This is a genomic window from Bradyrhizobium sp. CCBAU 051011, assembly GCF_009930815.1.
Lineage (GTDB): Bacteria > Pseudomonadota > Alphaproteobacteria > Rhizobiales > Xanthobacteraceae > Bradyrhizobium.
This window is the reverse complement of the sequence record NZ_CP022222.1, coordinates 3641150-3667464: the sequence shown is the minus strand read 5'-3', so window position 1 is coordinate 3667464 and position 26315 is coordinate 3641150. Positions and strand designations below refer to the sequence as shown.

Sequence of the window (26315 nt, the reverse complement as noted above, 5' to 3'; positions counted from 1 at the left end):
CCTACCTCGGCGGCTTCATGTAATTTGCCACGAGATGGTCGGCGACCTTGCGCCCCATCGCGTCTCCGACCTCCAGCGAATTGCGGAAATGAATGCCGCCCCAGACGCGCACCTCTTTGTGCTCCTGAGCCATCTGCGCAAAGCTGGTGAATTTGCGTGAAAGGCGCGCGTCGGACGTATCGGTCGCGACGAAGTCTTCCGTCCCGCTGCCGAAAACGGCTTCCAGAACGCCTCGCGCAGCACCCGCGTTGATCCCCGCCTGCGACGGATATTCCGGATGCATCGGCGTGGTGTTCAGAGGCAGCCAGCCTGCCTCGCGTTCAGTCGCATCGTTGCCGTCCTGGTCGCCGTTGCGGATCGCGGTGATCGGCCGCCAGAAATGGTATTGGAATTTGGCGTCCCAATCGACAATGAAGCAATTGGCGAGAGCCATGGACATCAGTGCGAACACGCGCGCGCTTTCTGCCACGGAGAGGTTATGACGAGCGGAAGCCTGCCTGGCAGCCTGATACCATGCAGGCCCAAGATTGGCCTGCGTCCAGAAGCGCACGGCGTCGGACTGCGCGTCGGTCCGCTTCGTGCTTTTCACGCCGCCCATTTCCTTGGTTTCGTTGTAATCGCGCGCGTAAAGCGCACTGTTGAGGGCCGGGGGCGGAGCCGGGCGGAACTGACTAGCGCTGTCCAGGCCCCATGGCTTGGCCGTCGCATATTGCGGGAACAGCGGCGGCGTGGTCGGCACCCAGACACCGGGCGTGGTAAGCGGGCGATATGTGTCGGGCGTGTTTGTCGCGTCGCTCTGCCGTTCCGTGAAAACGGCGTCCGCAACATTCTTGCCCAAATCAATGCCTGCAGCCCGTGCCGGATTGTCCGGAATGGTTTTCATCGTCTCCGCGAAGGCTGCATCAATCCGCTCCTTCTGGCCGGGATACTGGCGCATGAGAATTTCGCGGGCAGCCGCCGCGGCCGCAGCCTCGGCCGAGGCATTCGGGTCAATTGGGAGTTCTGGTATGTAACGTGAATATCGCTGCTGCACCGAGTTGACCGCGTCAGACATGGACACGTTCACCAGCGCCATGCTGCGCGTCCACGGATTACCGCCCACGTTGACCGCCTTCATCACGTCCATTGCGGTGTTGTTCCAGTCACCGATGACGTCCGCCCGAACCGGTGCATGAGCTGAAATTAGGGCCAGGCCAACGATTGCAGATTTCAGCACGTTCATCCTTGCCTCCTTCGAAAAGCTGGATTTTCGAAACGACTGCCAATGCGGTGTGAATGTACCAATCATGTTGCCATGCGCGCGATCGCGCCCATCACGCGAAGCGTCGCCCCAACGACCAAGAGTCCATTGCAGATTTCGCCAAGTCGTCCGACTGCGACAGCACTTAGCGATCGTCGAGCTTGCGCTCAGCCGTATCCGTCGTCGGAGCTGACATCGCGGACCAGCGGTCGTCAAAACTCGCAGCCGGGAACTCGTTGGCGTCAGCCGTGGGGCCTTTTGCAGTCGTGCCGGCGGATACGACATTGCCGTCGGTCCAATGCACGTGCGACCGCATGGTGGCGGCGGTTGCGGCGACCGCGAGCAGAGCGACAGCCACGAACCCGGTAATCGTTCGATGTCTCGTCATCAGAACCTCCGTGATCCGGAAGCCCCCTTAGGGTGGGTCACGGGAACCGTGCGAAAGTTCAACAGCAACGCTACAAGAGTGGATTGCGCTGGATCAGACACTGGAGCTGTCCCAATTCAAAATTGCTCAGAACTGCGTGCGAGCAAATGTTCTCGACTTCGCGCTCGAACTCGGACATCGGTCGGTCAAGTCGGCGCTTCGCCGACCCGATGGATCACCGCAGGCTGCACGACAGCAACTGGGCCACGGAACGTGTGGCATGGGCGGTGAAACTTGCGATCGGCGGCGGCGTCGACAAGGCGCGGGCAGCCGCGAACATTGGCTAGGGCCGTCCCATTGATACTGAGCGCCAACAGTCCGACGATGACTGGGCAGCATGAGTCCCGTCTTCCCAGCGGCATTCATGAATGCGGCTCATGACGGCATCCGTTTCTTGCCGGCTAATCTTTTGTGCTATGCGCCTCATACTTGATGGTACTGGACGGACAAACTCCAGTCCTTCTTCATTGAACATACGTAGGTCTTTCAGGAGACCGTGATGCTCATCAGGACACTGGTAGCAATTGCAGTTCTTATCGTGCTGGGGAGACCGGTCATGGCGCAGGAGCGGATCGTCATTTCATCTGAATGGGGCGAAGTGAAAGCTGAACTTTCGGACAATGAGTCCGCCAGATCGCTTGTCCGGATGTTGCCCGTCACGATCCAGATGCGCGATCACCTGCGTCAGGAAAAGACCGGCAATCTTCCTGCAGCGTTGGCGGAAGTCCCGCGGCAGACAGGCTTCTCGAAGGGTACGCTCGGGCTTTGGACGTCCAACCACTTCGTCATCTACTACCGCGACGGCCAAGTGCCGCAACCGGGGATCATCATCCTTGGACACGTGAGCGGCGACGTTTCGATTTTCGACCGGCCCGGATCCGTCAGTGTCACGATTGATCGCGCCCGCTAGTCGTCGGGACAATGTTTTCTCTAAAGCGGTAGCATCGCCATTGCCGCAGTGGGACCTATACTCATGGAGTAATTGTGAGAAGGACTCATGAGTGCTGCGCGACAACGTCCTTGACCTTTTGGCTTTCCGAGCGGTGGCCCGCGAAGGCAGCTTCACCAGGGCAGCGGCCACACTTGGCGTCTCGCAGTCTGCGCTCAGCCACACGATCCGCCAGCTCGAAGCACGTCTCGGAATTGCTCTCCTGACCCGCACAACGCGCGCTGTCGCTCCCACGGAGGCTGGGCAAAGATTGCTCAACGGCATCGGCGCGCATTTCGACGAGATCGAAGCGCAAGTCGAGGCGCTAGGGGAGTTGCGCGACAAGCCCGCGGGTACGATCCGGATTGCAGCCGCGGATTACGCGATCAGTTTTGTGATCTGGCCGAAGCTGAAGATGTTTCTTGCCAAGTATCCCGACGTCAAGGTCGAGCTCACCCTCGATAACGGACTTACCGACATCGTGACCGAACGTTTCGATGCGGGCGTGCGCATGGGCGAGCATCTGGCCAAGGACATGATCTCGGCGCGGATCGGTCCGGATTTTTGTCTCGCTGTTGTGGGCTCCCCTGAATACTTCAAGGACCATCCGAAGCCGAAGCATCCGAGGGAGCTTGTCCAGCACGAGTGCATCAACTTCCGCCTGCCGTCGTCTGGCAGCATGTATGCGTGGGAATTCGAGGAAGATGGCCGGCAGTTGAAGATTCGCGTCGATGGCCAGCTCGCCTTCAGCAACACCTTCAACGCGCTCGATGCGACGCTGGACGGTTTTGGCCTTGCTTACATACCGGAAGAGATCATTCTCCCCTATGTCTCGAAAGGGCGGCTGGTGCGTGTCCTGCAGAAATTCTCGCCGCATTGGGACGGCTATCATCTCTACTACCCGAGCCGACGCCAGTCGCCAGCATTCACCGCCTTGGTCAAGGCGTTAAGGCACCGGCGTTGATCGCTTCAAGAAGAGAAACCTAATGCGACCCTACATCATCTGCCACATGAGCACTTCCATTGACGGACGGCTTCATCCGAGCCGCTTCACCTCACCCGCCTCGGGCAACTCGGCGGCCATCTTGCGCAGTCACTATGAACGCGTCCACGACCAGTTCGACGCCGATGGATGGATTGTCGGGAGACGGACGATGAGCGAGTTGTCCAAGGGAACAGAGCGGCCTGTCAAAGACGCGCCCAGGATTGCGCGCGAAGCGCATGTTGGCCCGCGTAACGGGCGCAAACTTGCGATCAGCATCGACCCATCGGGCCGCGTTCACTACGGCAAGGACAATATAAGCGGCGACCATGTCGTCGCGGTTTTGGGAGAGCAGGTCTCCGATGCATATCTCGCGGAGCTGCGCGAGGACGGCGTGTCTTACGTGTTCGCCGGCCCGCGGGGCGACGATCTGGCGCGCGCCATCGAAGAGATCGCTTCGCTGTTCGGCGTCAAGAAGCTGCTTCTCGAAGGTGGCGGCAGGATCAACGGGGCATTCCTGAAGCGCCAGCTGATCGACGAATTCAGCACGTTGTTTCATCCGGCGGTCGATGGTGTCGCGGGGGCGCAAAGCATCGTCGATTATGACGGCCACGACGGTGACCGTCCGGGCGCCGGGCAATCGCTACGCCTCACCCACTGCGAGACGCTAGAGGGCGGAATGGTCTGGCTGCGTCACGCCGTGGAGCGCGCACTCGGTTGAAGCGCCACCTGGCTCGAAGGAGGCGGCGGCTCACGCCTTGGCTAAAAGGAAACGGCAAGCGCCGCTGCGCGGAGACCAAACGCGGCTTTCTTCAAATCCAGCACTGCTCGTTGGTGACGGCGCGGCTTTCAATAGCCGCGATAAAGTCGCGCAGCTTGCCGCGCCAAGTGGGGAACTACTGCTGTCGGGATTAGTGACCGCTATGTGCAGGGCAGTGCCCAAATTGGCGCCCAGTTTGAGGGATCATCATCTACCCCCGCTCCATCGCGGACGCGAGTCCTGAGAGCTTCGACTAGCTATAGGATGGCTCAAGCCCTATATTAGCAGTATCACTGATCGTAAAAACGGCTTCAGTGACTGAGAGACCGTACCGTGCTCCCGCCGCCTACAGGAGGGAGCCCGTGAGTTCGATTATCTATCCATTGCATTTTCAGCGAAGGTTCGAGCGTCGCTGGGCCTCCAGGATGGTCAGCGACGAGCCGCGCCGCTCTCCATCACGAGGGACGAATACCTGTACCTGCGGACACGTTGTCACTGCTCCGGTCAGATCAACCTGTTTATCCACGGGGGCTGTCAACGAATGGCGGTGTTCCGCTTGTGGCAACAACTGGGAGACGATCGCTGATCCCGGCATAGGCTCGACGAAGCCTGCCTTGTGCCCGGCAAAAGTGCGCGCGGTGAACTGAAGCCGCTCCCGCAAAAGCTACTCTGACACGGCAACGAAGAGCGCAGAATTCTCGCGGCTCGACCTCAAGCAAGGAGGCACTCATGACAGGCAATATATTCAACAGCAAGGGTATTCGCGTCGGCGCCGTAGTAGGTCGAGAAATTTTCGACCGTCATGGCACGAAGCTATATGACCTCAAAGGGATTAACATCTACCGAGTATCCGGAGAGTTGGTTGGTCATCTCAATGACGCGAGCGGTTCGGACAAACGGCTCGATAAAGCGACCGACCGCTTGTTCACATAGGGCAAAGGCAAGGGAAGCCACCATCTCGACACAGGATGGTACGACTCGAGCTCTACGTCTGCCCGCTCAGTCAATCACACATCGAAATACTGCCGGCCCAAATCGTAATTGCATTTGCCCGGATAGAAGCAGCGTACTGGCCATGGCTGCTGGAATTCTTTCGTCCATTGCAATCACTTCTTCTTAGCACGATCAACGCGGGCCTCACGGAACTCTTGCGGCCCCTTAATTAGCCGGCGCTTACGGTCTGCCTGATCCTCCGCAGATGCTTTTGAATCAGCGACGCGATCGATTGCATTGGCAGCCAATTCCCGAGCCCGCAATTTCTGATCTTTGCCCGATAACCGGCTTTTTACCTTTACGTCCAGGCCAAGTTCAACCAGACGGCGCGTTGCCTCTGAAAGAGTAGGCTTATCGGGTTGGTTCTCGGCCCATCTCACAATGGATGCTCGCAGGACGGGGGCTGCGCGAAATCCCATCATCGGATCGCGTGCTGTTGCGGTTCGCTCCCGCTTCCTTGCTTTAGTTGGTATCGACATGATGTAGTGATCCAAGAGCAAGACAACGGACTTGTACTAATGCTGTTCCTTAGGCTGAGCGCTCTCGAAGATGAATGCTGCCTGGAAAATTGTTCCGGCGCTGGTGTGAACTTCGATAGCCATGTGATTCCGCTCGCCCTGCGGAGAGAGATCCCTCGCCAAACCAGCAAGAACATTCGCGGCCTCGACCTCAGCCGCCGTTTGATCGTCCAGCTCCAACCCCTCTTCATCCGCGTAGAGAGTGTCGCCATCCCTTATGTCAAAGTAGTCGCGGATCATGAGGGCTCTCCTTCTATTGGGAGCCGGCAGGCGTTTATCTTGGCGCGCCTCCTGCGTGTCGCGCATGCGATAGCAGACAAGCGATCGAGCCTTCTAATGTTCCTGTCATGACTTTGTCGTAGAAGGAACTGGCTGCTTGATTTCCTTCTTTTTCGCCGGCGGGGCCGCGATCAAACCATCCCGGATCGCCTGCTTTCGCGCAAGCTTACGCATCCGGCGTACAGCGTCGGATTTCTTTCTTGCAGCCTCCTCTGACGGCTTCTCGTAACATCGGCGCCTACGCATTTCCCTGAATACTCCCTCGCGCTGCATCTTCTTCTTCAGCACGCGCAGGGCTTGCTCGATATTGTTGTCGCGGACGATTACTTGCATGAGTCGATCCTCGCGTTTGGGCTGGTAAGCAGGACCGGTCCTGCTGCCAGCCAATTGCACAGGAACTTCGATGAACGGCGATGTGAGGATGACCGCGTCGGCGATTGCTTCACCGATCCGAAGCACCGGGGCTATCCCAGTGCGACGAGCGCTTTGGTCATAGAACGTGACCACTCCGGGCCGAGAGTGTCAACCGGAACTCGCCATCCGCAATCCAATCCGTCGAAGCTCGAGAAAGCGAGATTAACCTGCTTAGATGCCTCGCAAATAAGTTGTTCCCGCCCCTTGAAAAATCGCAATAGTTGTATACATTGCCACTATTCGATTAGCCGCCGTGCCTTGTTGATCGCGCCCGCGGGCTCCTTTTCCAAAGACATCGACGACGTTGAATTGGTTCGCATGATGGTTGCGCGACATGCTTGCGCTTTGGAGAGAGAAATGACGACAGGTACTGTGAAATGGTTCAACGGCCAAAAAGGCTTCGGGTTCATCCAGCCGAACGACGGCGGCACTGATGTCTTCGTGCACATCAGCGCGGTCGAGCGCGCCGGACTTGCCGGGTTGGCCGAGGGCCAGAAGGTCACATTCGAGATCAAGACCGACCCGATGCGGGGTAAGGTAAGCGCGGAAAATCTTTCGCTGGCCTAAAGCCGGCCGCGCCTTTCCACGGATGTACTGGAAAGGCGTCATGCCCGCTCAACTCTAGGGGTTGAGCGGGTTATTGTCATTGGAGTGGGAAGGCAAGCGCATGGCTGGCAGGAAACCTGGCGAACCCTCCCCTGAAAGCATCGCAAGAACGCACCGTCAACGGATTGCAGCCGAACAAGGAAAGCAGGCCATGGCGGATGTCGAGCGGCGGGCTGTTGCCGTTCGCGAAAACATGGCGCGCCTGCGAGCTTTGAGGGAAGCTGCAGACGCAAGGCGCGAAGCCCTACCTGATCAACACGGCGCATTGGCGGTGAAAAGCAGGAAGAGGCAACCGACCTCAAGACCGCGCCGTCGTCCCGTCGCGTGAGTGCCTTCTCCGCTATCCGCTGGGGACATTACCAGACATGCCGCTAAACGAGCATGCGCTCCCTTGAATATCATCGAGAAGCTTGCGGGCCTGGGACGCGAAGTCCTCGGTTAAAGGCCAGCACCATCGTCCGGCAAGCCGGCCCCGCCCCCTATACAATTGCGGCATGACAGAAGTAACCAGATGAGAATGCCGCCCCTGGCCGTTTTGCTCTAAGCCAATCGCTGCGGCCCGGCGTCGGCTCAGGCGAGCTTGATGTCCCAGAGGCCCTCTTCGCGGCAGGCGATCAGCTCGTCGCGAAGCAATTCGGTGACTAGCGCAATCGCAGTCGAGCCGGGATGATCGATGGGAGACGCAAGGGTCAGTTCGCGCATCGGCGACGGTTTTGATATCGCCGCGGTTTCCAGCCGGCCGTTGGCGACCTCATTGCGCACCGAAGAAGGTGGCAACAGGGTATATCCCAGGCCTTCCTCGACGAGACTGGTCAGCACTCGGAACGAATCCGCTTCCAGCTTGACGTCGAGCTTCAGCTTCTTCTTCGCCGCCGCCTGCTCGATCAGCGCCCGGAGCCCGTGCGAATGACTGGGCAGCACCAGGCGCTGTTTCAACAGCCAGCCGATATCGACCTGCTTCTTTTTCGAAAGGCCGCTGCCACGCGGCCCGACAGCGACGATGGGATCGCGGCCGAGGCTTTGCACGGCAAGATGCAGATCGCTCGACGGCCCGTAGATCAGCGCCAGATCCATTTCGCCGCGGTGCAGCCATTCCGTCAGATGGCCGCTGTAGCTTTCGACGATGCAGAGCGAAATGCCCGGATAGGTGTCGACTGTGCGCCGGGCGAGCCGCGCCGAAATCACGCAGCTCACGGTCGGCACGAGGCCAAGCACCACGCGGCCCGAGGGCGGGCCGCCGGCGGACTGGATCTCGTCTCGCACCTGGTCGATCTGCCGGACGATGCCGGAGGTTCGCGCGAGCAGAAGCCGGCCGGCGTCGGTCAGCACCATGCCGCGGCCGTTCCGCGTGAACAGCTCGGCCCGCAATTCATGTTCAAGCAGCTTGATCTGCCGGCTCAGCGCCGGCTGTGCCACCCGCAGCGTATCGGAGGCCTTGCTGAGGCTGCCGAGCTCGGCCACGCAACTGAAGGTCCTGAGCTGCCTGATATCCATCGCTTGCCAATCTTCGAAGGCAGGTTCACACGCTATAACAATTCAGCATAGGAGACCGGCGATCGTTTCACAACGGCCCGCTTCCTAAGCAATTGACATCACCCACCATCCATCGCCAGAAAAACCAATGACCGCACAAGAACAACAGGACGAATTCCACGACATCCGCGACGCCGTCGCCAAGCTCTGCGCCCAGTTTCCCGGCGAATACTGGCGCAAGCTCGACCGCCAGATGGCGTATCCGAAGGAGTTCGTCGATGCGCTGACCGAAGCCGGCTACCTCTCGGTCCTGATCCCCGAGGAGTATGGCGGCTCCGGGCTGAAACTCTCGGCCGCCGCCGCGATCCTGGAAGAGATCCAGCGCGCCGGATGCAACGGCGGCGGCTGCCACGCCCAGATGTACACGATGGGCACCGTGCTGCGGCACGGCAACGACGCCCAGAAGGCGAAATACCTGCCCGGCATCGCCAGCGGCAAATTGCGGCTGCAGGCGTTCGGCGTCACCGAGCCGACCAGCGGTACCGACACCTCTTCGCTGAAGACCGTCGCCAAGCGTGATGGCGACCACTACGTCGTCAACGGCCAGAAGATCTGGACCAGCCGCGCCGAACATTCCGACCTGATGATCCTGCTGGCGCGCACCACGCCGAAGGAGCAGGCGAAGAAACGCACCGATGGGCTTTCCGTCTTCATCGTCGACATGCGCGAGGTCAAGGGCAAGGGTCTGGAGATCCGCCCGATCCGCACCATGATGAACCACGCCACGACCGAAGTGTTCTTCACGGACATGCGGGTGCCGGCCGAGAACCTGATCGGCGACGAGGGCAAAGGCTTTCGCTATATTCTCTCCGGCATGAACGCTGAGCGCATTCTCATTGCAGCAGAATGCATCGGCGACGCCAAATGGTTCATCGCCAAGGCCACCGGCTATGCCAAGGAGCGCGCCGTGTTCGGCCGCCCGATCGGCCAGAACCAGGGCATTCAGTTCCCGATCGCAAAGGCCTACGCCGCGATGCGCGCCGCCGAACTGATGGTGAAGGAAGCTACCCGTAAATATGAGGCTGGCCTCGATTGCGGCGCGGAAGCCAACATGGCGAAGATGCTGGCGGCGGATGCCTCCTGGGAAGCGGCCAACGCCTGCGTGCAGACCCATGGCGGTTTCGGCTTTGCCGAGGAATACGACGTCGAGCGCAAGTTCCGCGAAACCCGGCTGTATCAAGTCGCGCCGATTTCGACCAACCTGATCCTGTCCTACGTCGCCGAGCATGTGCTTGGCCTACCCCGCTCTTACTGAGAACGTCAGATGCTGCCATTGGAAGGATTGATCGTCGTCTCCGTCGAACAGGCTGTCGCAGCGCCATTCTGTAGTTCACGATTGGCGGATGCCGGCGCACATGTCGTCAAGGTCGAACGCCCCGAGGGCGATTTCGCGCGCGGCTATGACGCCGCGGCAAAAGGCCAGAGCAGCTATTTTGTCTGGCTCAACCGCGGCAAGAATTCGCAAGTGATCGACCTCGCCACCAGGGACGGCCGCGCCGCGCTCGAACAGCTGATCGCAAGCGCCGACGTGTTGCTGCAGAACCTTAAACCCGGCTCGATGGACAAGCTCGGCTTCTCGCTGGAACGGCTGAAGAAGGATTACCCGGCGCTGATCTGCTGCACCATATCGGGCTATGGCGACGAAGGCCCCTATGCCGAACGCAAGGCTTACGATCTCCTGATCCAGGCCGAGAGCGGGCTTGCCTCGATCACTGGCGGCCCCGAAGGCCCGTCCCGCGTCGGCATCTCCGTCGTCGATATCGCCACCGGCGCCACCGCGCATGCTGCGATCCTCGAAGCCTTGATCGCGCGGGGACGCACAGGCCGGGGCGCCGATATCAGGATCTCGATGTTCGACGTGATGGCCGACTGGATGGCGGTGCCGCTGATCAATTCGGAGGCCGGCAATCCGCCGAAGCGGATGGCGCTGGCCCACCCCTCGATCGCGCCCTATGGCGTGTTCAATTCCAGGGACGGCAAGGGCATCTTGATCTCGATCCAGAGCGAGCGCGAATGGAAGAAGCTCTGCGCCGAGGTGCTGGATCAGCCCGACCTGCCCAACGATCCGCGCTTTGCCAACATGGTCGAGCGCGTGCGCAACCGGCAGCTCACCGACAAGACGGTAGCCGACGCCTTTGCCTCGATGAATCGCGTCGAATTGCTCAAGCGCCTCGACGACGCCGACATCGCGTTTGCGGAAGTGAACACCATGGCCGACCTCGCCGTGCACCCGCATCTGCGCCGCATCGAGGTCGATACCCCCAAGGGCAAGGTGAGTTATGCCGCACCCGCTGCGATCTTCGTCGGTGAAGAACGGCACTATGGCCCCGTGCCCGCCATCGGCGACCACGTTGAACTTCCCGCAGCCCGTATCAAAAGCCTGAAGTCATGACCGAAGCCGCAACAAAACTCGATCTCGACCATCTGCGCCAATGGATCGGCCGCAGCACGGAAGCGTCCGACATCGTCACTGCGCAACTCGTGAAGGGCCTGCGCTCAACCCTGTTTCAGGACATCGGCGAGCCCAAGGCGGGCGACGCCGCGCCGTGGACCACGCATTGGTGCCTGGCGCAGCCGGTGTTTCCGATGTCGCAGCTCGGCCCCGACGGGCATCCAACGCGCGGCGGCTTCCTGCCGCCGGTGCCGCTGCCGCGCCGGATGTGGGCCGGCGGCGAAATCGAATTCCTCGCGCCCTTACGCGTCGGCGATGAAGCGACGCGGACCTCGCGGATCGCTGATGTGACGGTGAAGACGGGCTCGACCGGCACGCTATGCTTCGTCTCCGTCGAGCACACGGTCACGACGGCGCGCGGGGTTGCCATCCGCGAGCGGCAGGATATCGTCTACCGCGACATCGGTGGCACAGCGCCTGCTTCACCGCCGAAAGCCCCTCCGCCGCCGCCGGTCGCCAGGCATCGCGAAAGCCATGTCAGCGATCCCGTGCTGCTGTTTCGCTATTCGGCGCTGACCTTCAACGGCCACCGCATCCATTACGACCGCGACTACGTCACCAAGGTCGAGGGCTATCCCGGCCTGATCTTCCACGGTCCCTTGCAGGCCGCGCTGATCGTCGAATTCGCCGCAAAACTTCACGGCGACTCGGCGCCGAAGAAGTTCAGCTATCGCGGCGTGCAGCCGCTGTTCGAAGGCAGCGAATTCTCGATCAACGCCAACGAGACCAACGCCGGCATGGAGCTGTGGATCGCCAATGCCGAGGGACAGCCGACGATGAAGGGCACGGCTGTTTGGTAGTAGTTTGAGGTAGTCATTCCGGGACGATGCGAAGCATCGGACCCGGAATCTCGAGATTCCGGGTCTGGTGCTAACGCACCATCCCGGAATGACGGAGCCAGCTCTGGGGATTCATCTCATGTCGTCCCGCAAACCAGCGAAATCCGCCGCCGCCTCGCTCACCGTCAAGGACGCCACCTTCGGCCTGCTCCGCGCGTTCGGCATCAAGCGCGTGTTCGGCAATCCCGGCTCGACCGAACTGCCGTTCCTCAGCGACTGGCCCGACGACATCGACTACGTGCTCGGCCTGCAGGAGGCCTCCTGCGTCGGCATGGCCGATGGTTATGCGCAGGCGACCCGCAACGCCGGCTTTGTCAATCTGCATTCCGGCGCCGGCGTCGGCAATGCACTCGGCAATATCTACACCGCCCACCGCAACCAGACGCCGCTCGTCATCACCGCCGGCCAGCAGGCGCGCTCGATCCTGCCGCTGCAGGCCTTTCTCTATGCCGAGCGCGCTTCCGAATTTCCGCGGCCTTACGTCAAATACAGTGTCGAGCCGGCGCGCGCGGAAGACGTGCCGGCCGCGATCGCGCGCGCCTATTATGTGGCGATGCAGCCGCCCTGCGGGCCGACCTTCGTCTCGATCCCGATCGACGATTGGACGCGACCGGCGCAACCGGTCGAGGCCCGCCACGTCAGCCGCGAGCTCGGCCCTGATCCGGAAAGCATGAAGGCGCTGGCAAATGCGCTCATCGCCAGCAAGCGCCCGGCCCTCGTCGTCGGCCCGGCCGTCGACCGCGCCGAAGCGGTCGAGCTGATGGTGCGGGTCGCTGAGAAGACCAAGGCCGCCGTCTGGGCCAGCCCGTTTTCGGCGCGCTGCTCGTTCCCGGAACGGCATCCGCAATTCGCCGGCTTCCTGCACGCATCGCCCGGACAGCTATCGGACACGCTGCGTGGCCACGACCTCGTGGTCGTGATCGGCGCGCCGGTCTTCACCTTCCATGTCGAGGGCCACGCCGCGATCTTCGACGGCGGCACCACGATCTACCAGATCACCGACGACGCGGACGCCGCCGCCGTCACGCCATCGGGCACCAGCATCGTCGCCACCATGAAGCCGGCGCTCGCGATGCTGCTCGACCTGCTGCCCGAGACGACGCGTGCGATTGCTGCGGGCCGCGTGCTGCCGCCGGCGCCGACGGCCGCCGATCCGCTGCCGGTCGAATTCCTGTTGCACTCGCTTTCGCAAGCCATGCCCGACAATGCGGTGCTGGTGGAGGAAGCGCCCTCGCATCGCCCGGCGATGCAAAAATTCATGCCGATGCGCGGCCAGGACAGTTTTTACACCATGGCGAGCGGCGGCCTCGGCTACAGCCTGCCCGCCGCGGTCGGCATGGCGCTGGGGCGGCCGGGCGTGCGCACCGTCTGCCTGATCGGCGACGGCTCGGCGATGTATTCGATCCAGGCGCTATGGACCGCCGCGCGCCGCAATTTGCCGCTGACGGTCGTCGTGATCAACAACGCCGGCTACGGCGCGATGCGTTCGTTCAGCCAGGTGATGCAGGTGCGCAATGTGCCGGGGCTGGAGCTGCCCGGCATCGATTTCGTCAAGCTCGCCGAAGGCATGGGCTGCCACGCCGCGCGGGTGACAAAATCATCCGAACTCGCGGGCGCGCTGAAGACCGGGCTCGCATATGACGGCGTCAGCCTGATCGAGGTGCTGGTGGATTCGGCCGTGCCGCTGCTCTACGCGCAGAAGGGCTAGGCCCGCGCCGCGGCGATTTCGCCCGCAAGCCGCCCATAGTCCGCCCAGACCAGATTCAAGAACAGGGGCGGTTCCTGCTGCGCCTGCAGCATCTGCGCGTAGCGCGCTTTCGCGCCCTCCATCTCCCACCATTTCTGCGCCGACACCGCGACCTTGCGGAAGCGATTGAGCGTGCCTGAAAATTTTCGGCGGTCGGCGCCGGCCAGACTGGCACAATGAGTGAGCCAGTTGAATCCGGCGACGACGGCGATCGCCAGATCGCTCATCGTATTGCCGGTGAATTCGATCACCGTTTCATCGTGCGGCAACTGACGCAGATAGGCCTCCAGTATCGCCGCTTGTGAATCCGGCTCGGCAAGCAGCCTGAATTCACCCCTGGGGACCGTCAGCAGATAGCGCATGGCTTCCAGCCGCGTATGGTTGCAGACCTCCCCCTTGTCGGCTCCAGCATCCGACGCGGTCCGCTTGCACGCGGGATAGACCCATTTCCCGTTGTCGACCTCGTCGAGATACCGCTTGCCCTTCTCGATGTCAGCCAGCAGCGCGTGCGGAGCATCCGGCAGCGTCGCCGGAGCTTTTCCGAATGGCCAGACACGCCAGCTCATGGAACCCCATTTGATTCAAAGGCTCAACACTTCGTCAGTCAGTTCGCACGCGGCGTTTACTTGACGGCACTCTACGCTCGCACGAAAATTTGGCATGGGGCAACCGTGGAGTGAATGTCATGAGTAAGACAAGTCTCGGAAAAGCTGCCCTGGCGGTCTCCGTCTTCGCATGCACAACCATGCTCTCCGTTGGCTGGACCGAACAAAAGGGCGCTTTGCTGCTGTCTATCGAGCCCGCGCAGGCACAGATGGCTGATCCATACACCCCGGGCGTTACCCGGCGGCAGGCGCGGCGGACCGCGGCCGGTGTCGCCGCGGTGGGCGCCGGCGCCGTCGCGGCTGGTGCTGTCGCAGCCGGAGCGACCGCCGCCTACTACGGCGGCGGTGGTCCCTACGCCTATTACGGCGGCCCGAGCGTATATAGCGGCCCCGCCTATTACGGCGGCCCCGGCGTATGGAGCCAGGACTACGCGGCACGCAACGGCATCATCTGCCAGCCCGGCACTATGGTCCGCCTCGATGACGGCCTGATGCACAGGTGCCAGTAGCGACGTAATCGGGAAAGGCGGCCGATAAGGCCGCCCTTCTCGCTAAGTTATTTACCGTAGCTCTCCCGCATTTTCGCCTGGATCTTCGCCATGCCCGCGATCCAGCGGTCGTAGTTCTCGGTTTTCTTGCGCATGTAGCCGAGCACCTGCGGGTGCGGCAGGATTACGAAGGTTTCCGCTTCCAGCCCCTTCAGCACGTCCTGCGCCACCTGTTCCGGCGCGAGATCGCCGTCGCCGGATTGCGGGCCTTTCGGGATCGAGCGCAGCATGTTGGTGTCGACGCCCTGCGGGCACAGGATCGAAACCTTGATGTTGTCGGCTTTGTGCGAGATCGCAAGGTTTTCGGCGAAGCCCACGGCCGCATGCTTGGTGGTCGAATAGGCCGGGCTGCCGACCTGCGACAGCAATCCCGCCGCCGAGATCGTGTTGAGGAAATAGCCGCCGCCGCGCGCCTTCATGCGCGGGATCAGATGCCGCGCCGCATAGACATGGGCCATGACATGGACAGCCCAGCTCCGCGACCAGGGTTCGTCGGAGGTTCCGCCGGCATTGACCGACAGCGGATCGAAGCCGCCACCGATGCCGGCATTGGAGCAGAACAGCGCAATCGGGCCGAATTGATGCTCGGTCTCCTCGATGACGTGAAGGACGTCCTTCTCCTTTCCGACATCGCATTTGAAGGCGGCTCCGCCGATCGGCGTGGCGACGGCCCGCGCGGCGGCAGGATCGATATCGACGACCACCACCTTGGCCGCGCCTTCGCGGTGAAAGGCTTCGCACATCGCCCGGCCGATGCCATTGCCGCCGCCGGTGACGACCACGACTTTGCCTGTCACCTGCATGAGCGCTCTCTCCCGTTTGTTATGATCCTAGGTCAGGATCATCATATCGAGAATAGCCGTATAATGGCAGGCGGCGCCGAGCAAGACGAAGCCATGCCAGATCGCGTTCTGGAAACGCAGGCGCTGCCAGGCATGGAAGATCACGCCAAGGCTATAGAGCACGCCACCCGCCACCACGAAGCCCAGCGCCAGCGGCGGCACCGCCTTCACCACGGCGTCGTATAGCGTAACGCCGCTCCAGCCGAGCGCGAGATAGAGCCCGACCGCCAGGCGATCGTAGCGCCCCGGCAGCGCCAGCTTCAGCACCACGCCGGCGATCGCGGCGCACCACACCCCGGTAAGCAGCGCGATCGCGAGATAGCTTTCCCGGAGCTGCACGATGAACGGCGTATAGGTGGCGGCGATCAAGAGATAGATCGCCGAATGGTCGAAACGGCGCAGCACCCATTTGGCGCGCGACACCGGCCAGAGATTGTAGACCGCGGACAAGGTCAGCATCGCCAGCAGGCCCGCGACGTAGATGGATACCACGGCAACCTCGAATGCGCTGGCATAGATCGCGGTCAGCACGATCAACGCGGTGGCGGCGACAAGCCCGAGCGAGATGCCGAGGATATGCACGACGCCATCGGCGATCAGTTCGGCACGGTCGTAGTTCCAGTGCATGGCATCGGCCGCAGCATGGAGGGATGTCGAGGCGAATTGTTTCAATCTGAAGATGGTCATGCAGGCCCGTCAAAGCTGGTGAAGGAGCGATAGGACATGGGTCTTCCGAGATCAACGAAGCGTTCAAGCCGACGGGCCCGAACGCCGCCATCATCCGTCGGCGGTCACACGAACGCGCGCCCCGATGACAAGTTCCGGCGGACCATCGCCTACCCCATCGACGTGGCATTTTCGTGCTGCCAGAAGACGCTCCGCGATCCCTGAGGATCCGGTCGTCAGGCGATCACGAGAGCTTGATTTTACCTCTTCAGTCGCCACTTTCCTGAACATCGCCCACCAAGCGCATTTTGCACCGAGTCCTCCACCCGCATGCCTCCCAGTTTTTCAGAGATCGTCGAGGAAGCGCGCCTGTCGGCACGGGCGCTGCTGGATTACGGCGACAGCTTTTTCCATCCCACCGTGCGGCTCGGCGTCACCGGCCTTTCGCGCGCCGGCAAGACCGTGTTCATCACGGCGCTGATCCACGGCCTGACCCGCGGCGGCAGGTTTCCGGTATTCGAGCCGTATGCGACGGGCCGGATCGCCCGCGCCCGGCTCGAGCCGCAGCCGGACGACGCGGTGCCGCGCTTCGCCTATGAAAGCCACGTCCGCACCCTGATCGAGGAACGGCGCTGGCCGAACTCGACCGTCGACATTTCCGAATTGCGCCTGGTCATCGACTACCAGCGGCAGAACGGCGCGGACCGCACGCTCACCATCGACATCGTCGATTATCCCGGCGAATGGCTGCTCGACCTGCCGCTGCTCAACAGGAGTTTTGAGCAGTGGTCGGCCGAGAGCCTCGCGCTGTCGCGCGAGGGCCCGCGCGTAAAACTCGCCGCGCCCTGGCATGAGCACCTGAAGACGCTGGACGCGGAAGGCCGCGAAAACGAACAGGCGACGCTCGCCGCCGCAAAGCTCTTCACCGACTATTTGCGCGCCTGCCGCGACGAACGTTTCGCCATGAGCCTGCTGCCGCCCGGCCGTTTCCTGATGCCGGGCAACCTCGCAGGCTCGCCGGCGTTGACCTTCGCGCCGCTCGATGTGGCCATCGACGGCACGGCGCCCGACGGCTCGCTGTGGGCGATGATGCGGCGACGCTATGAAGCCTACAAGGACGTGGTGGTGCGCCCGTTCTTCCGCGATCATTTCGCGCGGCTCGACCGGCAGATCGTGCTGGTCGATGCGCTCGCCGCTTTCAATGCCGGCCCCGAAGCGCTGCACGATCTCGAAGCGGCGCTGGCCGGCATTCTCGATTGCTTCCGCATCGGCCGCAGCACGATCCTGAGCAGCCTGTTTCGCCCCCGGATCGATCGCATCCTGTTTGCCGCCACCAAGGCCGATCATCTGCACCAGTCCAGCCATGACCGATTGGAAGCCGTCTTGCGGCGCGCCGTCGCCAAGGCGGCCGATCGCGCCGAATATGCCGGCGCCGCCATTGATGTCGTTGCGCTCGCCGCGGTGCGCGCCACGCGCGAGGCAATGGTCGCGCGCGGCCGGGAGAAGCTGCCGTCGATCCTCGGCACGCCCGCGCCTGGCGAGACCGCCAATGGCGATACGTTTGACGGCGAGACGGAAGTTGCGACCTTTCCGGGCGACTTGCCTGCCGATCCCGAAGAGCTATTCAACGGCGGCTTTCGCGGCCTTTCCAGCACGCTGCACGACAACGCCGATTTCCGCTTCCTGCGCTTCCGGCCGCCGCTGCTGGAACGCAACGCCAAGGAAGAGCCCGCGCTGCCTCACATCCGCCTCGACCGCGCCCTCCAGTTCCTGATCGGAGACCGACTGCAATGAGCGAGAAGACGCCCCCTCGGCGGCCGGCGACGTTCAAGCTCGGCGATCCCGGCGTCGTCGTGATCGATCCGGACGAGGCCGGCCGCCCCGCCCGCGGCACGGTGCAGATCACGCCCGAGGCGGATCCCGCGCTGCTGCCCGTGCCGATCGATGCGCCCCGTATCCCGGTGCGCCGCGGCTTTCGCTGGGGCACGCTGTTCTGGTCGGCGGTCGGTGGCCTGGTGTTGCTCGGCACAGGTCTCGGCATCGTCAACCTGATCGAGGACCTGTTCGCGCGCAGCCAGACTCTTGGCTACGTCGCGCTGGCATTTGCGGTGGCGGCGGGGCTGGCGCTGGCCGTCGTCATCGGCCGCGAAGCGTTCGGGCTGGCGCGGCTGGCGGCGATCGAGAAGCTGCATCTGCGCGCCACGGAGGTGCTGCGCAGCGACGACCGCGCCGAGAGCCGCGCCGTCGTCAACGATCTGCTCAAGCTCGCGCATCAGAATCCGCGACTGGCGCGCGCCCGCGCCACGCTGACAAGTCATGCCGACGACATCATCGACGGCGCCGACATGATCAAGCTGGCCGAGCGCGAATTGATGGCGCCGCTCGATGAAGAAGCGCGGCGGCTGGTCTCGACCGCGGCACAGCGCGTGTCGGTGGTCACGGCCGTGAGCCCGCGCGCCCTGATCGACGTGCTGTTCGTATTCGTCGCCGCGATGCGCCTGATTCGGCAACTGGCGCGGCTCTATGGCGGCCGTCCCGGTACGCTTGGCATGCTCAGCCTGCTCCGCCACGTCATCGGCCATCTCGCCATCACCGGCGGCCTGGCGGTTGGCGACAGCCTGGTGCAGCAGATGCTCGGCCACGGCATCGCCGCCAAACTCTCGCAGCGGCTCGGCGAAGGCGTGCTCAACGGCCTGCTCACCGCAAGGCTAGGGTTGGCCGCCATCGACGTCACCCGCCCATTGCCGTTCACCGCGCTGCCGCGGCCTGCGCTCTCCGATCTTGCGAAGGATCTCCTGAGCAAGCGCGACGACGAGGCGTGAGGTCCGATTCCGCTAGGGAGCATGGTGCTGGTCTCGCGCTAAGCCGCTAAGTAGTCTGCTGACCATCCCGGCCGAGATACGCAAGCCAATCAGTTGGCGCTGAGGACCGGCGCGATCGCGTTAAGATCAATGAGGCAGTCCGCGCGCTGACGCGGCGCGTTGCCTGTCTGTCTGTTCCTCGACGGGGGTCGCGGTTTCCTGCAACGCCTCTTCGTAATTGCCCGCGAACCTCTCGATGCTCGCGGCCCACATCCTCAGCATTGAGACCTGAAAGTGCACGATTGGCTTCAAGGAATTCATGCCGATTTGCTGTCCCTGTGGCTCGCGCGCGGAACGGTTTGAATTAGTGGTATCGACTGCCATGCTGTTCGCTCCTTCTGCCCCCGTGTATGGTCCAAAAACTAAGTGTCGGCTTGCGCACGTCCTGACTTTAAACACTCGGCCAAAGCTTGATCTGCCGCGAGTCTCGCACCTCGGTCGTCATGCAATTCGTCCAGTTTTTTCAAGTACGCGACTGCCGCGATTTGCAGGAGACCGAAATCATACTCGCCGGTGGCACGAAGATTGGTGACGTAGCGATGGAGGGCGGAACGCCTGCTATCGTTCTCGCTGATACTGCTGTGTCGGAGCAAGTAGTTCCGCCAAGCGAACGCACATGCGCCTTCTATGGCATGAGAAGTCATGGGCACCTCCCAAGGTCAGAAAGAAGGACGAGCCGTTTCGTTCCGCGAATTTATCCGGTGGAATACTGTTCCGTAGCTGCGCTGCAAGGTATTTGCGCGCGGGCGACGTTGGGGCCGCGGTCGGCGACGTCCATGATGCAATCGGTTACGCAGTTTGGCTATTCCCTGGGGAAGCAAGCCACTCCTTGGGCCGCTCTCCTCGATGGCTGCAAGCTGCAGCACCTTAAGCCCAGCAGACCGCACATCTCGACGAAGGGCGCTGAGGTATTCAACAGTCTCAACGTTCGTTGGTGGGCGTTGCTACCTGAAATCGCCATCGACATCATGAACGTGCCATCATCCCGCGTTTGGCACGCTACTTTGGAACGCTACATCGCAAGGCCTGTTGTCTTTTCAGAAATGACCGTTGTGGTCGACCTACCCATTCCATTTGGAGCGTCAGATGAGCAAGCGTAAATCAGCCGCAGCGTCGAAGCACACCCGAAGCCCGAAAGTGGCCGCCCGGGCCCAACGGAACAAGCAGGCCGTTGTTAGAAGCCCGAAGGACAACTCTCTGCGCTCTGTCGTCCCCCTGCGCTCTGTCGCCGCAGGCCCTACTGAAACGCCCCTTAAGATACATGAGGAACCAAAACAAAAGGATCCCGCAGTTGAGAGAATGGATCCCGTAGTTGAGAATCGGGTGGCTGCCTTAAAAGCGGCTGCCCTACACGATGGCGGCAGTCAGATGATGAGGGATAACAATCCAAAGAAAGGGTTTGATTTTTCGTTAGCGACGGAAAGCGTGCAGGCTTATCAAGCGAAGCTTCTGGAAATGACACAAGCCAACATAGAATTTGCTTTTGAATTCAGCCAGAGGCTTGGGACGATCAGGTCACCATTCGAAGCTTTCGGCATCATTGCAGAATTTACACGCAGGTGGATCGATATGTACGGAAAGTACTCGAAAGAAGTGGCTGGATATCCCTTCTTGGGGATCGACGCGTCCCGAGAGCTCACAGCTCTGCGGGGACGATGACTTCAAGCGTTACCGCTGTGGCAAACGGATGGCCGCATCGCCCGGAGCATACGTGGGAAGGACGTTAGGTTCACGTTGTCTGGCGGAGTTCCATTCAGAGCGATTGTGAAGTGGTTCACTGGGAATCTAATTCAAGCTAGCGTTGAGCGAAGCCTCACCAGGCGCAGACTGTGGGTTTTTCCATGCGCCTCGCGCTCGAAATTTCCTCAGGTACCGTCGCGAATTTCTGCCAGCGCGAGGATTGATCGTAAGAAAATGTCCACATCGGAAAGCCACGTGCCCGTCGAGGCGTTTTTTGGCTCGTCGCGTTTGGCAGCGGTCTGTTCGCAGCCGATGCAACCCGGGGAGCGGCCTTTGGTGCTTGATATACCAAACACTCGACTAATCCGTACAAACGACCACGCATATTCACCGCCGTTCCGCTTCCAGGTCACATCCACAGCGTCCCGAGGAGCGTTGAGCCAGGCAATTCTTGCTTGCGCGCCCCGACGAGATACATGCCCTTGGCTGCGGTACAGGGGGCTGGATTGAGCCAACGCGGTTTTCTCGCCGGAGCGCGCACACAAGAGAGCTCCTCTGTTCGCGATGTTATGAAAACTGAGCCGTTCGGAAAGCCAGCAATCTGGATGTACCAACTTCGGTAGTACCGGGTAGCTGTCAGAACCGATCCGGTTCATGTTCGTGGCTAGGGAGCAATCCCGATCCCGATGCCGATCCCGATAATCGCCAGCGATATAACGATTACCAGCACGTCAATCGTCAGCCATTTGGGTATGCGCTTTGCAGGTTGGGTCATAGCGTGTGCCCTCCGCAGCCACCTTATGTACCGAAAGAGCGCAAGTGACTGTAAACGAGTTCACATGTTTGAGGACCGATTCGCCTACCCGTGCGTATTGGGTAAAGATCGATGGCGAGCATAATATGCAGTGGGCCGCAAGGCAGCCCAAAGCCGCTACTCTCCTGCGGCGGCCAACGCTGCCCACATCCTGCAGCCTTCCAGCTCATGATTGCGCACATCGTCTTCGCGCAAGATCTAAGCTCTTCGATGCCCTATGTCATAGGGAATGGTTTTTCCTAGCTCTGGTTGCGGACTTTGAGGTCCCTTTGCGAGCTGAAGCGTGTGAACTAAGTTCGTACCAATAGCCGCCAAGAATGCTACAAACGAGATAACCGTAAGCAGATAGAAACATCTATGTAGGAAGACGCTCAGGCGGTCGATGTCCGGTCACAGGGGTAAAATGGACTTGGACGGTGGGGCGCGTCAAAGGTCTGTAACTGGACCCAAAGTGGACATTGAGTTTCGCCGCGAACGTCGTAGACTTCGCCCAAAATTGCAACGCCTTTAAACCTTGGAGGTAGATGCAATGAGCCTCGACCAGTACGTGCGCGACCTGCGGGAGATTACTGCTCAGCATTCTGATCCAGTCGAGATCACGGACCTAGTCGCACCCCTCGCCAAGAAATTTGCACAATCGCCGGAATTGCGCCGCCCCGAATATCGCGAATGCGATGCCGAGCAAGGCTTCGGCGTTCACATGCTCCATGAAGAGCCCAATCACGACCTAGCTGTTTTCTTGGTATCGTGGCTGCCTAACCGCGGCACTACCCCGCACAACCATAAAACTTGGGCTGTGGTGGTCGGTATTGAAGGCCAAGAACAAGAGATCAACTACGACCGGCTCGATGACGGTGGTAAGCCCGGCTATGCGGACCTGAAGCGCGGCGGTGAACAAGTGATGACCGTTGGTGACACTGCCCGCTGTTATCCTGAACACATACACAGCGTCCGGAACGTTGGAAATGACATTTCGATGTCGCTGCACACGTACGGCCGGCACATCAACTACACGGGCCGCTCCGAGTTCGACGTAGAGCACAAACTTGAGAAGCCCTACGTGATTAGGGTCGCCGACGACGAGTACGCGCGGGCGCAGGTCCTCACCAAACGAATCAAGATCGAATAAGTTGGAGTTCCGCTTCCGGCACGAAACGGACCTACCCAGTCAGGCGGTCGATGTCCGGTCACAGGGGTAACGCGCCGTAGGTTAGTCCGGATTTTCCGTTTTTGAGCGAAGTGCCGACTGTCTTAGCCGCGCTCTCCCGCCCACCATGTTGACGGCGGATCGATTGCGGAAATCTTCGTCGGGCGCAGCGCGACCAGATGGCTGTGCTTGTACGGTCGCCTTTGAAGTCGCGAGCGCTCCTTATCGGACCGTCACCGCGGCATTGTGGTCGTTAGCCGCCGAGCTATAGGCGGAGGGCTTGCACTGCGCCGGCCTCACCTGACATGGCGCGCTGCGGACTACCGGACTGGTCTATCGTGATCCATTCGCAGTCAAGTGTCGGCTCATAGAGATCGAAGCCGTCAGGGCTGGAAGCGACGACCGGCATCTCCGGATCGAGCTTCTGTAGCTCATCTATCAGATCTTTAACTTTCATGGGCTTGCTCATTGTTGGAATGCGCCGCGGTGCCGGAGTGTTCGGGGGACCTTGGCCATTATAACCTCACAGGTCTCAAGGTGACGCTCGACGAGCGCATCAAGCTGTATGTCGCAAAGAACTTACCGGATGCCTGAAGAAGCCCCCAGGATTGACAGGCCCGCCGGTGTCTTCCCAGAACAGCTTTTGACCTTGGCTAACCTCCATCGCGATGCGGTGGTGTCCGCCGACCAACGTGCCGTCACGTGTTGCCTTGGCGACGATCTCGCCGGCTTCGTTCACTATGTTTCTCATGTCCCCTCCATATTGCTCTTTGCAACGGTGCCAGGGCTCCAAGACGTTGGCCATGATGCCTCGCAGTCCTTGCGTCGTCAGTCGGCACCGAACAGCAGTAACTCCGCCCTCAGCGAGTTTGACGATGGCCTCGCGGGCCGGGAGTGCATCGCTGATTTTCCGCATCAGCGGCTCTAATCCAACGCGCCAGCCTTGTTGACGTTCCTAGAGACCGGGCAACCGCTCTGCGGCCGCGACTTCCAGTCTTGGCCCTTAACGGAAGCTCGCGGATCAATGTCCGCTTCCGAGGGCGAAGCGTAAGCATCATCGAGGGCGTAAAATTCTTCGACGGCGCTTCTTGAGCACGCGTCGCAGAGCAACGGTCCACCAAGGCCGAGCTTTTCCGGGACGACGAAAAAGAGAAACAGCGCATGCTGCGCATTTGCGGCGGAGTATGACCGGCTGGCCGACGGCCGCGCAACCGCAACAAGGCTCCAATAGGTAGGACGTCGCGCCCAAGCGCAATTTCAACACCCAACTGCTGCAAGAAAACGCGACGGCAAATCACTTCTGATTTTCCGAAGTTGTGTCAAGCCCGGAATCAAAAAATATTCCGCTTAACAGGTTGGGCAAATCAGTCGCATAACTCCGCCCGTCTCACGGCAAGATGAGGGGCGCGCGATCGTCACGAACGTGCGGTGAGATGCGATGGACGCAGATGGCGCGCTGGACGTTGCGCGCGGTACGCGTACGGCGAAGTCGTGTGGTTCGGACGCCGCGGTGCTGGCGTTAAGTTCTTGAGAAGCGAAACTTCTCAGGGGCGACGGAGGCAAAAGAGCCGTTCTCCGGGGAGAGCACGAAGTAAGCCGTAAAGCCATTGCGCAGGGAAGGCCGGAGTGTTTCCGCTGTACCTGTATGCTCGTGTGCGTTTTTCCTTATGCGCAACGGCACACGAGACCTCGGGTGCAGCAAGCACCCGGTCTTCCCTGCGCCCTCCGACAAAGAGGGCGGAAGATCCTTCACAACTCGGACAGCCTATGTCGCGAGATCGCAAACGCACACTCAGTCGTCATCGCCCGGCTTGACCGGGCGACCCAGTATTCCAGAGACGTCAATGATTGAGTCGATAAGCCGCGGCGTACTGGATCCCCGCCTTCGCGGGGATGACGACCTGTTTTGTGGCAGCGCCCGCGAGCTACGATGCCACCGCGTCTCGCTCCAAAACCCCCGCCAGCACGCGCCAGCGGAACAGCGGCGAATCCGGTGGCGGCGCCAGCTCCGGCGTCCAACCGGTGAGCTTCTCCAGCGCATAGGTATCCATCACGGTCCCGCGCCAGATGCGCTCGACGCGCTCCAGCGGCTGCCGCTTCGCCGTCGTCAGATTCCACAGCGGCAGGCGATGGTCCGGCTCGCGTCCGACATAGAGGCCGGGATGATCCTTGATCAGGTCCATGCCGGGATCGCGAAAACCCTGAAACCTGCCGCGCTCGTTGATCTGGACAACTGGCACCTGCCCGTTGAAATGCCAGCGCAGCATCGCGTAGGTGCGATAGTCCGATGTCGCGATCCAGGTCGCGCCGGTCGCCCGCAACTGCTCGCGCGCGCGCACCACGACCTGTTCATAGCCCGCTTCGGCGCCGACCGGATCGGTCCGGCCGATCAAGTTCCAGGGCGCCGCCAAGTAGTAGAAGAACACGCCGACTACGAAGCCGATGCCCGAGACGACAGCCACCCTCGCCCACCGGAACGTCGACTTGATCATGCGTTCCGAGACGCCCTCCTTCGACAGCATGACGAGGTTGATGGCGGTGGCGGCAAAGCCGGCGGGCCACAGGAACATCGGCCAAGTGTCGCCGACGCGCAGCGTGAGCGACTTCCAGAGGAAATAGAGGAACGGCACCAGCACGGCGGTCGAGAGCAGGATCGCCACCGGCTCGCGGGTGCGATAGCCGCGCCAGGCCGTCAGCGTCACGCCGAACAGCACCACCGGCAGCAGCACGAAGCCGACGAGACCGAACTGCATGCCGATGAATTCGCCGACGGTGCGCAACGAGAATTGGCGGTCCGCCACCGCGCGCACGAACTGGAAGCGGAACGATGCCCAATCGTGCTGCGCATTCCAGATCAGGACCGGCGAAAACACGATCACCGCGATCAGCGCCGCCCGCCACGGATACGAGCTGAGCAGCCAGCGCCGCCGCCAGTCCGGCACCAGCACAAAGGCTGCTACCGCCGGCAGCAGCATGATCGCGGTGAATTTCGAGAGCAGCGCAAGCCCTGCGAACAGCCCCGCGGCAAGCCACCAGCGCGGGTTGCCACTCTCGTGCAGCCGCACCAGCGACCACAGCATGGCGACCGCAAACGGGATCATCGCGGTGTCGGGCGCGACCTTCGCCATCAACAGTCCGTAATACAGCGCCGCTTCCGGCATCAGCACCGCGAAGATGACGGCGCGCATATCATGCGTCACGCGGCGGACGATGTCGGCGAGCAGGAGCTGCGTGACCAGCATCGCGACGATGCCGCTGAACCGCACGCCTGTTGTGGTGTCGCCGAAGATCGCAGTGCCGAACCGGATCAGCCAGGCGATGGCGGGCGGATGATCGAGGAAGGAGAGCACGCTCTCCTTCGACCAGCTCCAGTAATAGGCTTCGTCGGTCCGCAGATCGAGCACGCCGGCATAGATCAGCCGCATCGCCGTCAA

The 26315-nt window shown here is 61.5% G+C and carries 29 protein-coding genes; 15 read left to right on the top strand and 14 right to left on the bottom strand.

The window, feature by feature from the left end; genetic code table 11:
* Position 1 precedes the first annotated feature (1 nt).
* Entirely contained in the window at positions 2-1222 is a 1221-nt protein-coding gene (locus ACH79_RS17310) for a vanadium-dependent haloperoxidase (protein WP_161852067.1), read from the bottom strand.
* A 163-nt stretch (positions 1223-1385) separates the two neighbouring features.
* Positions 1386-1628: a hypothetical protein gene (locus ACH79_RS17305; RefSeq protein ID WP_161852066.1), complete on the bottom strand. Its 243-nt coding sequence runs from the start codon at positions 1626-1628 to the stop codon at positions 1386-1388.
* Between the two features lie 595 nt (positions 1629-2223).
* Between ACH79_RS17305 and ACH79_RS17300 the strand changes: the two genes are divergently transcribed.
* From ACH79_RS17300 to ACH79_RS17285, 4 genes are all read left to right on the top strand, one after another.
* Positions 2224-2577 carry a cyclophilin-like fold protein gene (locus tag ACH79_RS17300; protein ID WP_161852065.1) on the top strand — a complete coding sequence of 118 codons (354 nt, stop codon included), beginning with the start codon at positions 2224-2226 and terminating at the stop codon, positions 2575-2577.
* Between the two features lie 91 nt (positions 2578-2668).
* Positions 2669-3559, top strand: a complete 891-nt coding sequence (locus ACH79_RS17295) for a LysR family transcriptional regulator (RefSeq protein ID WP_161852064.1) — start codon at positions 2669-2671, stop codon at positions 3557-3559.
* Between the two features lie 22 nt (positions 3560-3581).
* Positions 3582-4298 (top strand): dihydrofolate reductase family protein, encoded by a 717-nt coding sequence (locus ACH79_RS17290; protein WP_161852063.1) that lies wholly within the window; start codon positions 3582-3584, stop codon positions 4296-4298.
* A 768-nt stretch (positions 4299-5066) separates the two neighbouring features.
* A complete protein-coding gene (locus ACH79_RS17285) occupies positions 5067-5270 on the top strand; it encodes a hypothetical protein (RefSeq protein WP_161852062.1) in 204 nt (67 codons plus the stop codon).
* Between the two features lie 173 nt (positions 5271-5443).
* Here ACH79_RS17285 and ACH79_RS17280 read toward each other — a convergent pair whose 3' ends face one another.
* The 3 genes from ACH79_RS17280 to rpsU all read right to left on the bottom strand — a co-directional run bounded on the left by ACH79_RS17280 (position 5444) and on the right by rpsU (position 6460).
* The gene (locus ACH79_RS17280; protein WP_161852061.1) at positions 5444-5809 is read right to left on the bottom strand and encodes a hypothetical protein; all 366 of its coding nucleotides are present in this window, start codon (positions 5807-5809) and stop codon (positions 5444-5446) included.
* A 36-nt stretch (positions 5810-5845) separates the two neighbouring features.
* Positions 5846-6088 carry a hypothetical protein gene (locus ACH79_RS17275; RefSeq protein WP_161852060.1) on the bottom strand — a complete coding sequence of 81 codons (243 nt, stop codon included), beginning with the start codon at positions 6086-6088 and terminating at the stop codon, positions 5846-5848.
* Positions 6089-6193: 105 nt separating this feature from the next.
* The gene (gene rpsU, locus ACH79_RS17270; protein ID WP_161856413.1) at positions 6194-6460 is read right to left on the bottom strand and encodes a 30S ribosomal protein S21; all 267 of its coding nucleotides are present in this window, start codon (positions 6458-6460) and stop codon (positions 6194-6196) included.
* Positions 6461-6898: 438 nt separating this feature from the next.
* Here rpsU and ACH79_RS17265 point away from each other — a divergent pair, with 438 nt between their 5' ends.
* On the top strand, positions 6899-7108 hold the full coding sequence (locus ACH79_RS17265; RefSeq protein WP_161852059.1) for a cold-shock protein: 210 nt from the start codon (positions 6899-6901) through the stop codon (positions 7106-7108).
* Positions 7109-7717: 609 nt separating this feature from the next.
* Here ACH79_RS17265 and ACH79_RS17260 read toward each other — a convergent pair.
* Complete coding sequence (locus ACH79_RS17260; RefSeq protein WP_161852058.1) at positions 7718-8641, bottom strand: LysR substrate-binding domain-containing protein; 924 nt, start codon at positions 8639-8641, stop codon at positions 7718-7720.
* A 127-nt stretch (positions 8642-8768) separates the two neighbouring features.
* Here ACH79_RS17260 and ACH79_RS17255 point away from each other — a divergent pair, with 127 nt between their 5' ends.
* The 4 genes from ACH79_RS17255 to mdlC all read left to right on the top strand — a co-directional run bounded on the left by ACH79_RS17255 (position 8769) and on the right by mdlC (position 13679).
* Positions 8769-9935, top strand: a complete 1167-nt coding sequence (locus ACH79_RS17255; RefSeq protein ID WP_161852057.1) for an acyl-CoA dehydrogenase family protein — start codon at positions 8769-8771, stop codon at positions 9933-9935.
* A gap of 9 nt (positions 9936-9944) precedes the next feature.
* Entirely contained in the window at positions 9945-11072 is a 1128-nt protein-coding gene (locus ACH79_RS17250; RefSeq protein ID WP_161852056.1) for a CaiB/BaiF CoA-transferase family protein, read from the top strand.
* Positions 11069-11932, top strand: a complete 864-nt coding sequence (locus tag ACH79_RS17245) for a MaoC family dehydratase N-terminal domain-containing protein (protein WP_161852055.1) — start codon at positions 11069-11071, stop codon at positions 11930-11932. Before ACH79_RS17250 ends, ACH79_RS17245 begins: the two co-directional genes overlap by 4 nt.
* Before the next feature lie 118 nt (positions 11933-12050).
* Positions 12051-13679 carry a benzoylformate decarboxylase gene (gene mdlC, locus ACH79_RS17240; protein ID WP_161852054.1) on the top strand — a complete coding sequence of 543 codons (1629 nt, stop codon included), beginning with the start codon at positions 12051-12053 and terminating at the stop codon, positions 13677-13679.
* Here the strand turns inward: mdlC and ACH79_RS17235 are convergent.
* The gene (locus ACH79_RS17235) at positions 13676-14284 is read right to left on the bottom strand and encodes a hypothetical protein (protein WP_161852053.1); all 609 of its coding nucleotides are present in this window, start codon (positions 14282-14284) and stop codon (positions 13676-13678) included. The two genes, mdlC and ACH79_RS17235, sit on opposite strands and share 4 nt — an antisense overlap.
* 119 nt (positions 14285-14403) lie before the next feature.
* On the opposite strand from ACH79_RS17235, the gene ACH79_RS42985 reads away from it, so the two are divergent.
* The gene (locus ACH79_RS42985) at positions 14404-14832 is read left to right on the top strand and encodes a hypothetical protein (protein WP_202639259.1); all 429 of its coding nucleotides are present in this window, start codon (positions 14404-14406) and stop codon (positions 14830-14832) included.
* Positions 14833-14879: 47 nt separating this feature from the next.
* On the opposite strand, the gene ACH79_RS17230 is transcribed toward ACH79_RS42985, so the two are convergent.
* Positions 14880-15674 carry an SDR family oxidoreductase gene (locus tag ACH79_RS17230; protein ID WP_161852052.1) on the bottom strand — a complete coding sequence of 265 codons (795 nt, stop codon included), beginning with the start codon at positions 15672-15674 and terminating at the stop codon, positions 14880-14882.
* Between the two features lie 27 nt (positions 15675-15701).
* The gene (locus tag ACH79_RS17225; protein WP_161852051.1) at positions 15702-16400 is read right to left on the bottom strand and encodes a hemolysin III family protein; all 699 of its coding nucleotides are present in this window, start codon (positions 16398-16400) and stop codon (positions 15702-15704) included.
* 309 nt (positions 16401-16709) lie between these two features.
* Here ACH79_RS17225 and ACH79_RS17220 point away from each other — a divergent pair, with 309 nt between their 5' ends.
* Both ACH79_RS17220 and ACH79_RS17215 read left to right on the top strand, forming a co-directional pair.
* Entirely contained in the window at positions 16710-18173 is a 1464-nt protein-coding gene (locus ACH79_RS17220; RefSeq protein ID WP_161852050.1) for a YcjX family protein, read from the top strand.
* A complete protein-coding gene (locus tag ACH79_RS17215) occupies positions 18170-19201 on the top strand; it encodes a YcjF family protein (RefSeq protein ID WP_161852049.1) in 1032 nt (343 codons plus the stop codon). Before ACH79_RS17220 ends, ACH79_RS17215 begins: the two co-directional genes overlap by 4 nt.
* A gap of 126 nt (positions 19202-19327) precedes the next feature.
* Here ACH79_RS17215 and ACH79_RS17210 read toward each other — a convergent pair whose 3' ends face one another.
* On the bottom strand, positions 19328-19564 hold the full coding sequence (locus ACH79_RS17210; RefSeq protein ID WP_161852048.1) for a hypothetical protein: 237 nt from the start codon (positions 19562-19564) through the stop codon (positions 19328-19330).
* 452 nt (positions 19565-20016) lie between these two features.
* Between ACH79_RS17210 and ACH79_RS17205 the strand changes: the two genes are divergently transcribed.
* Positions 20017-20340 carry a hypothetical protein gene (locus ACH79_RS17205; protein WP_161852047.1) on the top strand — a complete coding sequence of 108 codons (324 nt, stop codon included), beginning with the start codon at positions 20017-20019 and terminating at the stop codon, positions 20338-20340.
* On the top strand, positions 20327-20899 hold the full coding sequence (locus ACH79_RS17200) for a phasin family protein (RefSeq protein ID WP_161852046.1): 573 nt from the start codon (positions 20327-20329) through the stop codon (positions 20897-20899). Before ACH79_RS17205 ends, ACH79_RS17200 begins: the two co-directional genes overlap by 14 nt.
* Before the next feature lie 206 nt (positions 20900-21105).
* Here the strand turns inward: ACH79_RS17200 and ACH79_RS17195 are convergent, their stop codons facing one another.
* Positions 21106-21576 carry a hypothetical protein gene (locus tag ACH79_RS17195; protein WP_161852045.1) on the bottom strand — a complete coding sequence of 157 codons (471 nt, stop codon included), beginning with the start codon at positions 21574-21576 and terminating at the stop codon, positions 21106-21108.
* Between the two features lie 687 nt (positions 21577-22263).
* Here ACH79_RS17195 and ACH79_RS17190 point away from each other — a divergent pair.
* Positions 22264-22863, top strand: a complete 600-nt coding sequence (locus ACH79_RS17190) for a cysteine dioxygenase family protein (RefSeq protein ID WP_161852044.1) — start codon at positions 22264-22266, stop codon at positions 22861-22863.
* A gap of 283 nt (positions 22864-23146) precedes the next feature.
* Here ACH79_RS17190 and ACH79_RS17185 read toward each other — a convergent pair whose 3' ends face one another.
* From ACH79_RS17185 to ACH79_RS17175, 3 genes are all read right to left on the bottom strand, one after another.
* Entirely contained in the window at positions 23147-23338 is a 192-nt protein-coding gene (locus ACH79_RS17185; protein WP_161852043.1) for a hypothetical protein, read from the bottom strand.
* Between the two features lie 99 nt (positions 23339-23437).
* A complete protein-coding gene (locus ACH79_RS17180; RefSeq protein WP_161856412.1) occupies positions 23438-23632 on the bottom strand; it encodes a hypothetical protein in 195 nt (64 codons plus the stop codon).
* 1174 nt (positions 23633-24806) lie between these two features.
* Positions 24807-26306 carry a glycosyltransferase family 39 protein gene (locus ACH79_RS17175; RefSeq protein ID WP_161856411.1) on the bottom strand — a complete coding sequence of 500 codons (1500 nt, stop codon included), beginning with the start codon at positions 26304-26306 and terminating at the stop codon, positions 24807-24809.
* Between the last annotated feature and the right edge of the window lie 9 nt (positions 26307-26315).

What these genes read in the sequence shown, in the direction of transcription:
- ACH79_RS17220 (WP_161852050.1), top strand. Translation starts at nt 16,710, where the DNA reads ATGCCTCCCAGTTTTTCAGAGATCGTCGAGGAAGCGCGCCTGTCGGCA.
- ACH79_RS17310 (WP_161852067.1), bottom strand. Translation starts at nt 1,222, where the DNA reads ATGAACGTGCTGAAATCTGCAATCGTTGGCCTGGCCCTAATTTCAGCT.
- ACH79_RS17215 (WP_161852049.1), top strand. Translation starts at nt 18,170, where the DNA reads ATGAGCGAGAAGACGCCCCCTCGGCGGCCGGCGACGTTCAAGCTCGGC.
- ACH79_RS17230 (WP_161852052.1), bottom strand. Translation starts at nt 15,674, where the DNA reads ATGCAGGTGACAGGCAAAGTCGTGGTCGTCACCGGCGGCGGCAATGGC.
- ACH79_RS17195 (WP_161852045.1), bottom strand. Translation starts at nt 21,576, where the DNA reads ATGAACCGGATCGGTTCTGACAGCTACCCGGTACTACCGAAGTTGGTA.
- ACH79_RS17300 (WP_161852065.1), top strand. Translation starts at nt 2,224, where the DNA reads ATGGCGCAGGAGCGGATCGTCATTTCATCTGAATGGGGCGAAGTGAAA.
- ACH79_RS17210 (WP_161852048.1), bottom strand. Translation starts at nt 19,564, where the DNA reads ATGGCAGTCGATACCACTAATTCAAACCGTTCCGCGCGCGAGCCACAG.
- ACH79_RS17200 (WP_161852046.1), top strand. Translation starts at nt 20,327, where the DNA reads ATGAGCAAGCGTAAATCAGCCGCAGCGTCGAAGCACACCCGAAGCCCG.
- rpsU (WP_161856413.1), bottom strand. Translation starts at nt 6,460, where the DNA reads ATGCAAGTAATCGTCCGCGACAACAATATCGAGCAAGCCCTGCGCGTG.
- ACH79_RS17255 (WP_161852057.1), top strand. Translation starts at nt 8,769, where the DNA reads ATGACCGCACAAGAACAACAGGACGAATTCCACGACATCCGCGACGCC.
- ACH79_RS17245 (WP_161852055.1), top strand. Translation starts at nt 11,069, where the DNA reads ATGACCGAAGCCGCAACAAAACTCGATCTCGACCATCTGCGCCAATGG.
- ACH79_RS17305 (WP_161852066.1), bottom strand. Translation starts at nt 1,628, where the DNA reads ATGACGAGACATCGAACGATTACCGGGTTCGTGGCTGTCGCTCTGCTC.
- ACH79_RS17290 (WP_161852063.1), top strand. Translation starts at nt 3,582, where the DNA reads ATGCGACCCTACATCATCTGCCACATGAGCACTTCCATTGACGGACGG.
- ACH79_RS17190 (WP_161852044.1), top strand. Translation starts at nt 22,264, where the DNA reads ATGAGCCTCGACCAGTACGTGCGCGACCTGCGGGAGATTACTGCTCAG.
- ACH79_RS17285 (WP_161852062.1), top strand. Translation starts at nt 5,067, where the DNA reads ATGACAGGCAATATATTCAACAGCAAGGGTATTCGCGTCGGCGCCGTA.
- ACH79_RS42985 (WP_202639259.1), top strand. Translation starts at nt 14,404, where the DNA reads ATGAGTAAGACAAGTCTCGGAAAAGCTGCCCTGGCGGTCTCCGTCTTC.
- mdlC (WP_161852054.1), top strand. Translation starts at nt 12,051, where the DNA reads ATGTCGTCCCGCAAACCAGCGAAATCCGCCGCCGCCTCGCTCACCGTC.
- ACH79_RS17265 (WP_161852059.1), top strand. Translation starts at nt 6,899, where the DNA reads ATGACGACAGGTACTGTGAAATGGTTCAACGGCCAAAAAGGCTTCGGG.
- ACH79_RS17260 (WP_161852058.1), bottom strand. Translation starts at nt 8,641, where the DNA reads ATGGATATCAGGCAGCTCAGGACCTTCAGTTGCGTGGCCGAGCTCGGC.
- ACH79_RS17180 (WP_161856412.1), bottom strand. Translation starts at nt 23,632, where the DNA reads ATGAGAAACATAGTGAACGAAGCCGGCGAGATCGTCGCCAAGGCAACA.
- ACH79_RS17235 (WP_161852053.1), bottom strand. Translation starts at nt 14,284, where the DNA reads ATGAGCTGGCGTGTCTGGCCATTCGGAAAAGCTCCGGCGACGCTGCCG.
- ACH79_RS17250 (WP_161852056.1), top strand. Translation starts at nt 9,945, where the DNA reads ATGCTGCCATTGGAAGGATTGATCGTCGTCTCCGTCGAACAGGCTGTC.
- ACH79_RS17175 (WP_161856411.1), bottom strand. Translation starts at nt 26,306, where the DNA reads ATGCGGCTGATCTATGCCGGCGTGCTCGATCTGCGGACCGACGAAGCC.
- ACH79_RS17275 (WP_161852060.1), bottom strand. Translation starts at nt 6,088, where the DNA reads ATGATCCGCGACTACTTTGACATAAGGGATGGCGACACTCTCTACGCG.
- ACH79_RS17205 (WP_161852047.1), top strand. Translation starts at nt 20,017, where the DNA reads ATGATGCAATCGGTTACGCAGTTTGGCTATTCCCTGGGGAAGCAAGCC.
- ACH79_RS17225 (WP_161852051.1), bottom strand. Translation starts at nt 16,400, where the DNA reads ATGACCATCTTCAGATTGAAACAATTCGCCTCGACATCCCTCCATGCT.
- ACH79_RS17280 (WP_161852061.1), bottom strand. Translation starts at nt 5,809, where the DNA reads ATGTCGATACCAACTAAAGCAAGGAAGCGGGAGCGAACCGCAACAGCA.
- ACH79_RS17185 (WP_161852043.1), bottom strand. Translation starts at nt 23,338, where the DNA reads ATGAAAGTTAAAGATCTGATAGATGAGCTACAGAAGCTCGATCCGGAG.